Genomic DNA, 10,375 nt, shown 5'->3' with positions numbered 1-10,375 from the left:
CCTTGGCGCGCCCGGCAGGATTCGAACCTACGACCCCCTGGTTCGTAGCCAGGTACTCTATCCAGCTGAGCTACGGGCGCATCAAAAAGCAAGCCTTGAATAATAGCGTTGTTTCAGAAAACGTGCAAGTCAGGGGCGAGAATATTCCATACCGATCCGCATCGCGGCGCCCTCCTTGCCGCTGCCTGCCTCCCCTGCGTACAGCTTTCTGACAGCGGATAGTCACACCGATAGAACGTTGGCTCTTTAGCCTAGCGGCCGTTAACGATGCCGGCTGTCATCCGGCGATCCCGTGGCGCAATGACAGTGCGCCACGTTACCCGCAAGCTCAAGAGTGCATCCTCATGTCTGACAAAGAAAAGAACACCGGCGCGCCGTCCGCCGCTCCCACGGACGCGGAATCTCCCGTACGCCCCACGCGCCGCGGCTTCCTGACCGGCATCGCCGCGCTCGGCGCCAGCGCTGCAGCGATGGGCGCCTTGTCCGGTTGCTCAAGCGATGACGACGATGACAGCCCCGCCACGCCCACGCCGGATCCCACGCCGACGCCCACTCCCGCGCCGGATCTGACCCAGAAGTTGCGTGCCAACGTGAAGACGGTGGTCGTGATCTTTGCCGAGAACCGCAGCTTCAACAACTTGTTCGCCAATTTCCCCGGCGTGGAAAAACCGCTGTCCGCATTGACCGCGGCTGACTACGCGCAGAACGACCGCGACGGCACGCCGCTGTCCGTCCTGCCACCCGTGTGGAACGGCATGGTGCCCACGTCGCAACAGGCCAACCACATCACGTACCAGGTGGATCAAGCCGCGCCCTACATGAACAATCTGCCCAACGCGCCGTTCGTGCTGCTGGGACCGCAGGGTGAACCGCTGCCCCAGGGCGTCGTCACGCGTGACCTGTGGCACGTGTTCTATCAAAACCAGATGCAGATCAACGGCGGCAAGAACGACCGCTTCGTCGCGTGGGCCGACTCCGGCGCGCTGGTCATGGGCCACTACAGCGATTCCGCCTACAACCTGCGCCTGTGGACGCTTGCCCAGGAATTCGTGTTGTGCGACAACTTCTTCCAGGGCGCATTCGGCGGTTCGTTCCTGAACCATCAATATCTGGTCGCGGGCCGTCCGCCCTTCTACCCCGATGTGGCGGACTCAGTCGCCAAGACCCAGATCGCACAACTGCAAAGCGCCGATCCCGCCGATCCGCGCCTGCAGCCCAAACCCGCATCGCCCGCCAGCGCGCTGACCGGCATTCCGCAATTCGGCGCCAGCGCGCTGACGCCGGACGGCTACGGCGTGAATACCATGGCCCCGCCCTACTGGCCTTCGTTCAGCCGCGACGCCACCGACCCGACGCTGGCCGACGCCACCAATCCGCAAACGATGGTGCCGCAAACCCACAACAACATCGGCGACCTGATGACCGCCAAGGGGCTGGACTGGGCCTGGTACGCGGGCGGCTGGCAAGCCGCCGTGGACTCCACGGCCAACACGGGCTTTCCGTCGTCGCCTAATTTCCAGGCGCATCACCAGCCCTTCAACTATTTCAAGAGCACCGCACCCGGCACCGCCGCGCGCACCGCGCACCTGCGCGATGGCGGACTGGGCGACTTGTCGTCCACCAACAAATTCCTGGCCGACGCCGAAGCCGGCAAGCTGCCCGCGCTGACGTTCTACAAGCCGCAAGGCAACCTGAACATGCATGCGGGCTACGCGGACGTGGACTCGGGCGACCGCCATATCGCCCACATCGTCGACAGCCTGCGCAAGAGCGCGCAGTGGGAGAACATGGTGGTGGTGGTCACCGTCGACGAAAATGGCGGCTGGTGGGACCACGTGGCGCCCCCGCAGGGCGATCGCTGGGGTCCGGGCACCCGCATCCCCGCGCTGGTGATCTCGCCCTTCGCCAAGAAGGGCACCGTCGACCATACGGTGTACGACACCGGCTCGATCCTGCGTCTGGCGACGCGCGTGTTCGACCTGCCGATGCTCGAAGGCCTGAAGGCACGCGACGACGCGATGTCGGCGCGCGGTCAGCACCCCATGGGCGACTTGACCAATACGCTGACGTTCAGCGCCTGAGCGCGGTTGCCGACGGCGTGCGCCGCCCGCCTTCGGCGACCTAGAAAAGCGTGAGTGTGGGCCGCCGGGCGCTGCTGCCGTTCCATGCGGCGGGCAGCCCGGCCGCCTCCGCGGCGCGCACGATCAGTTCCCCTACCCGCACCATGTCGGCATCCCCGCCTTCCGGCGCGCCCCAGAACGCCAGTTCCAGCCGCCCTTCCCTCTTGGCGCGGTTGCGGTCCTGGCGCGTATAGAAGCAGAATCCGTGCAGGCCGGCGGCTGCACCGCCGCGCTCGTGAAAGATCTCCGAGCAATCGGCAAAGCCATCGGACTGCGTCATGCCCGCATCCTGGAGGGCCACCAGCCCCGCCTGCGTCAACGATGCAAACAACGCATCCAGCCGCGCCTGCGCGTCGCGCCATTGCGCTGCAGTGAGCTTGACAGGTTCGGGCTCCGGCTCCGGCACTTCCAGCGCCACGCCGGTCAGCGCGGACAGCAGCTCCTGCACCTCGGGCATCATCGCGTTCACGGTGATGTGATTGCCATGGGCATCGCGGATATCCACGCGGGCGCCCGCGTCGATCAACAATTGCACCGCGTCCGTGCTGGGCGCGAACTCGGCCGCCAGATACAGCGCCGTGCGCCCTTCACGATGAAATTCCAACGGGCTGCCGGCGTCGACCAGCAGCTTCAACACCGCCAGGTTCTCGGAGATCTCCGTGTCGTTGGCGCCCATCGCCGCTTGCTGCAACGCCGTGAATCCATACGCGTCCACGGTTGCCGGGTCCGCGCCCGCCTCCAGGCAAGCCTGCACCCCTTTCACATCGCCGCTGCGGGCGGCGTCGAATATTTTGCTGAGTTTCAAGGCGGCTCCTAGGTCTGCGCGTCGCCCGCGCCGTGCACAAGCATTGCATAGATTTCCGCGACCCTTTCTACCGTGATGCCTTCGCGTTGTTCGACGGCAAGCGGGTGGTTGGTCGGCTCCAGTTCAATCGATGGCCTGACCCCACCATCGCGCAAGTGCACGTGCGTCTTCAGGCTCAAGGTGTCCGGATAAGGCGCCAACTGCGTATTCAACCAGCCAAACAGGGGCGGCGTCTGAGCACGTTCAGAGAGCTCAAAAGTGCGTACCCAGGTTTCAAAGCTGGCCAGGCTGACCGACACCCATACGCCCCACACAAAGGGCTCGGGATGGCCATGGATGGGCAGCTCGATGCAGCCCCGCACGAAGAAATGCTCCTCGTCGATCACGCAGTCGTCGCTGCCCAGGTCGCCGCGCTGCTGGCGTTCTTCCGGCGCAAGGCGGTAATAGCTTTCAGGCGCATCGGCGCCAAAGCTGGGCAGGCCGTGATGAACCTGATCGCACGTGGCGCATTTGAATGAGAATTCCATATTCCGGACAGGCAGGGAGAATGCGCAGATGATAGCAACCGGCACGGCGGGAAAGCTTTATCCTAGGAACCTCTTCCCATCCATCGCATCCCCGAAACGGCTCCTCACGTGAAACACCTGCTCGCCAGCTTGGACAAGCTGGCAGATTTCGACGAAATCATCGATGTGCGCTCGCCGCTGGAATACGCCGACGACCATATTCCCGGAGCGATCAACGCGCCCGTGCTCAGCAACGAAGAACGCGTGCAGGTCGGCACCCTGTACCGTCAGGTCTCGCCCTTCGAAGCGTCGCGCACCGGCGCGGCCATCGTGGCGCGCAACATCGCGCGGCATCTGGAGACCACCTTCGCCGACCGGCCGCAAGGATGGCGCCCGCTGGTCTATTGCTGGCGCGGCGGCAAGCGCTCCGGCTCGATGACCGTCATGTTCAACATGATCGGCTGGCGCGCGCGCCAACTGGACGGCGGCTACAAAAGCTATCGCGGCGCCACACTACAGGCGCTGGACACGTTACCCGCCGCGCTGCGCTGCGTGGTGCTGGTCGGCCCCACCGGCAGCGGCAAGACGCGGCTGCTCAACGCGCTGGCTCAGGCTGGTGCGCAAACGCTAGACCTGGAACAGCTGGCTTCGCACCGCGGATCGCTGCTGGGCGCCCTGCCCGGCATCGCACAACCCTCGCAAAAGCGCTTCGACACGCTGCTGGCCGCGCGCCTGCGGGAGTTCGATGCCAGCCAAGCCGTGTACGTGGAAGCGGAAAGCCGCAAGATCGGATCGATCGCACTGCCGCCCGCGCTGCTGCAGGCCATGCACTGCGGCGCCTGCGTCGAAGTCATCTCCTCGCGCGAAGACCGCGCCGCCTTCCTGCAGCAGGATTACGCGCAGCTGTTCGAAAACCCGGACTGGCTGAAAACCCAACTGCAACGCCTGCTGGGCCTGCACAGCCGCGACGTCATCAACGGCTGGCTGAAGATGGTGGACGAAGGCCAGCGCATCGAGCTGGCCCGCGAACTCATCGACCGCCACTACGACCCCGCCTACGCCCGCAGCAGCCACACGCATTTCACGCAATTGCCGCAAGCCACACGGATGGCTTTTCGGCCAAATGACGCGGATGGGGTGGAACAAGCCCGTGCCTTGCTGGCAGCGATTAATTCCTTACAGCCCAACCCATAACGGGCTGACCGTTTCGCGTCGCCGCCATTCACAAAGACGCTTCTGCCCAGCTCCCCACGGTTTTTTCAGGTGGCGAACATGCCCGGGAGTGCGTGATATAAATAGGCCCCAGAATCAGAGGCGCGTGTTGCGCCGCCAGCTACGCAATCATGCCCAAATCTGAAAAGGGTCGCGGCCTTCCCACTGGTTGGAGCGCCCTCGCTCATAACAGTTGGACGCGAGGCGATGCGAAAGGCGCAATTAGCATCGTCCTGGCAGACTTGAACCGTCAAGGTCCGCAAAAGCCGTTAGGGAGCATTCTCCAATTCGCGTTTTATCTCTTTGAGATAGGCGATTTTGAAGCAGCTGCGGGCATCCTGGAGGGTGCCCGCGCTGGATATCCACGAGATCCGCAGTTATTGCTGAATCTGGCGATCTGCCTCACTAAGACGAAACGGTATGAATTCGCTGGCGATCGACTTGCGGAATTAATCGAAATACAACCGCACAACACGGTCGCATGGGACGCGCTGTGCACCTTGCGTCGCGCTCAAGGCCGACTCGATGAGGCCGCTCAAGCTGGCGCTCAAGCGCTGAAATTGAAGGATGATGGCCAGCCTGAAGCGCCTTCGAATTGGAAAGTGCCGGCCGAAAGCCCGTCAGCTTGGCTCCGCGCTACCGGCAAAGACTCGAACGGGGTCTTGTCTTTTTCGCTTTGGGGTTCAGGCAAAAGCTACTTACGCGGCGCGATCGACAACACATTGGCAGCGCCGGTGTTGTATCCGGGCTGGCGCGTCCGTTTCTACCTCGACAACACGGTCCCGATTGGCGTGCGCGAAGCGCTATCGATGCTGGGGGCCGATGTACGGATGGAAACTGCAGGCCAAAGCGATCGCCAGCGCCTGACCTGGCGTTTCAAAGTCGCCGACGATCCGCATGTAGGACGATACGTTGTGCGTGACGCCGACTCGGTTGTGAGCCAACGCGAACGATCAGCTGTAGAAGCATGGATTGCATCGGACCGCTGGTTCCACGTCATGAGAGATTGGTGGACGCACACGGATCTGATGCTTGCTGGAATGTGGGGTGGAATCGCCGGAGCCCTGCCCAACATGGAACGCTTGTTGAAGACCTATTCGCCACCGGCCGTGACGAGCAGGACCATCGATCAATGGTTCCTGCGAGACCAGGTCTGGCGCTATGTCCGCACCAGTTGCCTCGTTCATGATCGTTGCTTCCCGGCGCCGCACGCCGTGCCGTGGCCCGATCCTGCGCCGGCCGGCGACACGCATGTAGGCATGGACGATCACATCCTGGCTACGGATATCCAGGCGGCCAGATTGCGCGACGCGCTGAACCTTCGCATTCCGGATTGGCGTGAACGACTCGCGTGCCTGGACTTGTAAAGACACGTGGTCCTGAAGGTATTGACGTGAAGGCGCCGGTGGAACAGCAAGACACTCAACCTTTCGCATAAGGATCTTGGCAACCATGACCGAATCTCGCCACGCCACGCTGGAGATCAGGCGGCTCACCCCAGCCGAATGGAAGCATGCCCACCCGGTTATCGCTCAACTGCGGTCTCTGGACGAAGCAGAATTCCTGGCACGGGCGCGCCGCCAATCGCATTCAGGCTATGAGCTTGTCGCGGCCTTTCTGGACGGAAAGATCATCGGGGTCCTGGGCATGCGGCCCGTCCACACGTTGGCGCGCGGAGCCCACCTGCATGTTGACGACCTCGTCGTAGACACGGCGGTGCGCGGCAGTGGCGCTGGCCGGGCCTTGATGGATTACGCCGAACGCGATGCGCGCGCTCGTGGCATGACGGCAGTGTTTCTCGATGCGCGGCCGGATGCCGTTGCGTTTTACGAACGCGAGAACTATCAGCTGCATGCGGCGCCTTCGATGAAGAAGGTGCTTGCGCCCTGAAGGAAAGGCGGCCACGGTCGGTCACCGAGCAAGTAACCTCAACCCATGAAAAAACCCCGCAATCACTTTCGCGATTGCGGGGTTTTTATCTTCAGCACTGGCCAGAAGCCAGTACTAAAGCTTATCTGGCGGAGACGGTGGGATTCGAACCCACGATGCAGTTTTTAGCCACATACTCCCTTAGCAGGGGAGCCCCTTCAGCCTCTCGGGCACGTCTCCGAAAAGAGAACGAGATTCTAGCACGAATTTTTGGAGTATTTCCCGCGAAGCGGGCTATCGATCAAAAAAACGTGCCGGAACCGTTGTCTTTATTCCTTGGCGCCCGGCGTCTGATCCAGGCCGAAGGCCTTGTGCAGCGCGCGCACGCCCAATTCCATGTACTTGTCGTCGATGATGACGGACGTCTTGATTTCGCTGGTGCTGATCATCTGGATGTTGATGCCTTCTTGCGAAAGCGTCTGGAACATCAAGCTGGCCACGCCCACGTGCGAGCGCATGCCGATGCCCACGATCGAGACCTTGGCGACCTTCTCGTCGGTGGACAGTTCGCCCGCGCCAACGGCCGGGATCACTTCGCGCTTGAGCAAGTCCACGGCACGCGCAAACTCGTTGCGGTTCACGGTGAACGAGAAGTCGGTCGTGCCAGCCACGGACTGGTTCTGCACGATCATGTCGACGTCGATATTGGCGGCGGCGACCGGACCCAGGATAGAGAAAGCGATGCCCGGTTTGTCGGGCACGGCCAGCAAGGTGATTTTGGCTTCGTCGCGGCTGAAGGCGATGCCGGAGACAACGGCGGCTTCCATTTTTTCGTCTTCCTCAAAAGTAATCAGCGTGCCCGAGACCATTTCTTCGTCGAGCGGGATGAGCGGGTCGGTCAGCGAGGACAGGACCCGGACCGGTACACGGTATTTGCCGGCGAATTCAACCGAGCGGATCTGGAGGACCTTGGAACCCAGCGACGCCATTTCCAGCATTTCCTCGAAGGAAACGACGGCCATGCGGCGCGCTTCGGGCACCACGCGCGGATCGGTCGTGTAGACGCCGTCCACGTCGGTGTAGATCAGGCATTCGTCGGCCTTGATGGCGGCGGCCACGGCCACGGCCGAGGTATCCGAACCACCACGGCCCAGCGTCGTGATGTGGCCTTCCGGGTCGATACCCTGGAAGCCCGTCACGATGACCACGCGGCCAGCGTCGAGGTCGGCGCGGATGCGCGCGTCGTCGATGGAGCTGATGCGCGCTTTCGTGAAGGACGAATCCGTACGCACGGGCACTTGCCAACCGGCATAGCTGCGCGCCGGCACGCCTTCGGCCTGGAGCGCAATAGCCAGCAAGCCGCTGCTGGCCTGCTCGCCGGTGGCGGCGATCATATCGAGCTCGCGGCCGTCGGGTTGGGGCGCAATTTCGCGTGCCAGGCCAAGCAGGCGATTCGTTTCGCCCGCCATTGCCGACGGCACAACAACAACCTGGTGGCCTGCGGCGTGCCACTTCGCGACGCGACGCGCCACGTTTCTGATGCGCTCGACCGAGCCCATCGAAGTACCGCCATATTTGTGAACGATCAGGGACATCTCGTACTCTGGCTGGGAACCCGCCGCAAAGTGGTGGCGGGCAAAACCATATATTCTAGCGCGGCGGTAAAAATTTGCTCAGTTTGAGGAAATTTATGTTCATTACGCGGCTATTTTTCTGCGGATTCTTTCCAAAGCAGCCGTTTTTATCCTCTGGGCTCGACCCAGACCCGTCCCCGATGGCATCGGACCACATGCCCCGCCTGCTCCACACGAAGCTGGCGGTCATGGCCCAGGCTGTGCAGTTCGCGCAGCTGGCGCAGCAGGTCGCGCATGCGTGCGTCGGTGGGCATGCGGGCGCCATTCTGCGCCAGCCAGTGGCGCAGCACTTGCGCCTGGCGCGCCGCCGACAATCCGCGCCACGCTTGCAGCGAAAAACTGGCGCCGTCCGGGCTGGGGTCCAGCCGGGCGAAATCCTCGCGGGCGACCTCGCCCAGGATTTCGGCCGCTTCGGCCATGTGCGCCGCATGCCGGGCAACGATGCCCCGCCACCCCGGCCAGCGGCCGTCCAGCACGGGCGCCAGCAACTCGCGCACCGCAGCGCGCGTATAGCGGGGATCGGAATTGGTCGGATCCTGCACCGGCCGCCAGCCGCAGGCGGCCTCAACAGCCGCCGCAGCCTGCAGGACCGTAGCGCGGTCCTGCCCTAGCCAGGGCCGCAGGTACCAGACGCCGTCACGTTGCGTGGCCGCCGACATGGCCGCCATGCCTGCCAGCCCGGTCCCACGCAACAAGCGCAGCAACACGGTTTCGGCCTGGTCGTTGCGATGGTGGGCCAGCAGCACATGACGAATTCCGTCAGCATGGGCCAATTGGGCCAACGCTGCGTAACGCGCGTCGCGCGCCGCCGCTTCGATGCCCTTGCCGGCCGCTTGCTCGACCTGCACTCGTGCCTCGGCGACACGCACGCCCAGCAAGCTGCCCAGCGCATGCACCTGGCGCCCCCACGCATCGGCGGCGGCCTGCAAGCCATGATGCACATGGAACAAGGACAGACCGATGCCCAGCTCGCGGGCCACGGCCGCCGCATGCACCGCCAGCATGGCCGAATCCGCGCCGCCGCTGACGGCGACCGCGATACGCGCGAGATGCGCGGGACGCTCGGGCAAGGCCAGCAGGGCTTGGCGCAGCGCGGCGGCCAATTCCGCGGACACGGGCAGCAAAGGGGGGCCGGAATGCACAACGCCCGACTCGGCCTGTACGGGCGTGTCGGGCGTTGGCCGGACGTTCATGGGAATGGCGCGGGTAGCGCGGTCGCGGCGCCGGCTGGCTTGCCGACGCCCCTGCCCGCCTTACGCGCGCACTTCCTGGTAGGCGCCGTAGGACAGCAGGCGCTGGACGCGCTGTTCCACGAGCTGCTCGGGCGTCATGCCCTGCAACTGGCGCAGGGCGTCGCCCAATGCGCGGCGCAGCAGGCGCGCCATGACGCGGGGGTCACGGTGTGCGCCGCCCACGGGTTCGTTGACCACGCGGTCCACCAGGCCCAGGTCCTTCAGTCGCGGGGCGATGATAGCCAGCGCTTCGGCGGCGTCAGGCGCCTTGTCGGCGCTGCGCCACAGGATGGAGGCGCAGCCTTCCGGCGAAATCACGGCGTAGGTGGCGTACTGCAGCATCAGCACGGCGTTGCCCACGGCAATAGCCAAGGCGCCGCCCGAACCGCCTTCGCCGATGATCGTGCAGATCACGGGGACCTTGAGTTCAGCCATGGCGTACAGGTTGTGGCCGATGGCTTCGGACTGGCCGCGCTCTTCGGCGCCGATGCCCGGATAGGCGCCCGGGGTATCCACGAAGGTGAACACGGGGATGCCGAATTTTTCAGCCAGGCGCATCAGGCGCAGGGCCTTGCGATAGCCTTCAGGACGCGGCATGCCGAAATTGCGGGCGGCGCGTTCCTTGGTGTCGCGGCCTTTCTGATGGCCGATCACCATGCAGGGGGTGCCATTGAAGCGCGCGAGGCCGCCGATGATGGACTGGTCGTCGGCGTACATGCGGTCGCCGTGCAGTTCATGGAAGTCGGTGAACATTTCGCGCACGTAGTCCAGCGTGTAGGGGCGCTGGGGGTGGCGGGCGACAAGGGCCGTCTGCCACGGCGTGAGCTTGGCGTAGATTTCCTTGGCCAAGGTCTGGCTCTTCTGCTGCAGACGTCCGATCTCGTCGGAGATGTCTACCGCTGAATCGGCCTGCACGTAGCGCAGCTGCTCGATCTTGTTTTCAAGTTCGGCCAGCGGCTGTTCAAATTCCAGAAATGTATTGCGCATGTAGTGTGGT

General features: G+C 63.8%; 9 protein-coding genes and 2 tRNA genes. 4 read left to right on the top strand and 7 right to left on the bottom strand.

Annotated elements, in window-relative coordinates:
• Window positions 1-3: 3 nt before the first annotated feature.
• A tRNA-Arg gene (locus tag AC3WMU_RS00400) sits at window positions 4-80 on the bottom strand.
• Window positions 81-344: 264 nt separating this feature from the next.
• Here AC3WMU_RS00400 and acpA point away from each other — a divergent pair.
• Window positions 345-2,081, top strand: coding sequence for an acid phosphatase (acpA, locus tag AC3WMU_RS00395; protein ID WP_492281635.1), 1,737 nt, complete (start codon window positions 345-347; stop codon window positions 2,079-2,081).
• Between the two features lie 40 nt (window positions 2,082-2,121).
• On the opposite strand, the gene AC3WMU_RS00390 is transcribed toward acpA, so the two are convergent.
• Together AC3WMU_RS00390 and AC3WMU_RS00385 are read right to left on the bottom strand one after the other, a co-directional pair.
• Complete coding sequence (locus tag AC3WMU_RS00390) at window positions 2,122-2,925, bottom strand: ankyrin repeat domain-containing protein (protein ID WP_492281634.1); 804 nt, start codon at window positions 2,923-2,925, stop codon at window positions 2,122-2,124.
• 8 nt (window positions 2,926-2,933) lie between these two features.
• Window positions 2,934-3,452, bottom strand: a complete 519-nt coding sequence (locus AC3WMU_RS00385) for a DUF2199 domain-containing protein (protein ID WP_492281633.1) — start codon at window positions 3,450-3,452, stop codon at window positions 2,934-2,936.
• A gap of 108 nt (window positions 3,453-3,560) precedes the next feature.
• Here AC3WMU_RS00385 and mnmH point away from each other — a divergent pair, with 108 nt between their 5' ends.
• The 3 genes from mnmH to AC3WMU_RS00370 all read left to right on the top strand — a co-directional run bounded on the left by mnmH (window position 3,561) and on the right by AC3WMU_RS00370 (window position 6,533).
• Window positions 3,561-4,625, top strand: a complete 1,065-nt coding sequence (gene mnmH, locus AC3WMU_RS00380) for a tRNA 2-selenouridine(34) synthase MnmH (protein WP_280026810.1) — start codon at window positions 3,561-3,563, stop codon at window positions 4,623-4,625.
• Window positions 4,626-4,774: 149 nt separating this feature from the next.
• The gene (locus tag AC3WMU_RS00375; protein WP_424624385.1) at window positions 4,775-6,010 is read left to right on the top strand and encodes a tetratricopeptide repeat protein; all 1,236 of its coding nucleotides are present in this window, start codon (window positions 4,775-4,777) and stop codon (window positions 6,008-6,010) included.
• Between the two features lie 85 nt (window positions 6,011-6,095).
• Window positions 6,096-6,533 (top strand): GNAT family N-acetyltransferase, encoded by a 438-nt coding sequence (locus AC3WMU_RS00370; RefSeq protein WP_280026812.1) that lies wholly within the window; start codon window positions 6,096-6,098, stop codon window positions 6,531-6,533.
• 126 nt (window positions 6,534-6,659) lie between these two features.
• Here the strand turns inward: AC3WMU_RS00370 and AC3WMU_RS00365 are convergent.
• The 4 genes from AC3WMU_RS00365 to AC3WMU_RS00350 all read right to left on the bottom strand — a co-directional run bounded on the left by AC3WMU_RS00365 (window position 6,660) and on the right by AC3WMU_RS00350 (window position 10,365).
• Window positions 6,660-6,752, bottom strand: a tRNA-Ser gene (locus AC3WMU_RS00365).
• A gap of 89 nt (window positions 6,753-6,841) precedes the next feature.
• Window positions 6,842-8,107, bottom strand: coding sequence for an aspartate kinase (locus AC3WMU_RS00360; RefSeq protein WP_006225514.1), 1,266 nt, complete (start codon window positions 8,105-8,107; stop codon window positions 6,842-6,844).
• A 146-nt stretch (window positions 8,108-8,253) separates the two neighbouring features.
• Complete coding sequence (gene tilS / locus AC3WMU_RS00355) at window positions 8,254-9,249, bottom strand: tRNA lysidine(34) synthetase TilS (RefSeq protein WP_424624542.1); 996 nt, start codon at window positions 9,247-9,249, stop codon at window positions 8,254-8,256.
• Window positions 9,250-9,399: 150 nt separating this feature from the next.
• A complete protein-coding gene (locus AC3WMU_RS00350) occupies window positions 9,400-10,365 on the bottom strand; it encodes an acetyl-CoA carboxylase carboxyltransferase subunit alpha (RefSeq protein WP_006225512.1) in 966 nt (321 codons plus the stop codon).
• Window positions 10,366-10,375 lie beyond the last annotated feature (10 nt).

The organism is Achromobacter sp. FW305-C-13 (assembly GCF_058783475.1).
This window is presented reverse-complemented; position numbering and strand designations above follow the sequence as displayed.

Bases quoted from the DNA above. Each gene is read 5' to 3' on its own strand.
- acpA (WP_492281635.1), top strand. From the start codon at position 345: ATGTCTGACAAAGAAAAGAACACCGGCGCGCCGTCCGCCGCTCCCACG.
- AC3WMU_RS00385 (WP_492281633.1), bottom strand. From the start codon at position 3,452: ATGGAATTCTCATTCAAATGCGCCACGTGCGATCAGGTTCATCACGGC.
- AC3WMU_RS00375 (WP_424624385.1), top strand. From the start codon at position 4,775: ATGCCCAAATCTGAAAAGGGTCGCGGCCTTCCCACTGGTTGGAGCGCC.
- AC3WMU_RS00370 (WP_280026812.1), top strand. From the start codon at position 6,096: ATGACCGAATCTCGCCACGCCACGCTGGAGATCAGGCGGCTCACCCCA.
- AC3WMU_RS00360 (WP_006225514.1), bottom strand. From the start codon at position 8,107: ATGTCCCTGATCGTTCACAAATATGGCGGTACTTCGATGGGCTCGGTC.
- AC3WMU_RS00350 (WP_006225512.1), bottom strand. From the start codon at position 10,365: ATGCGCAATACATTTCTGGAATTTGAACAGCCGCTGGCCGAACTTGAA.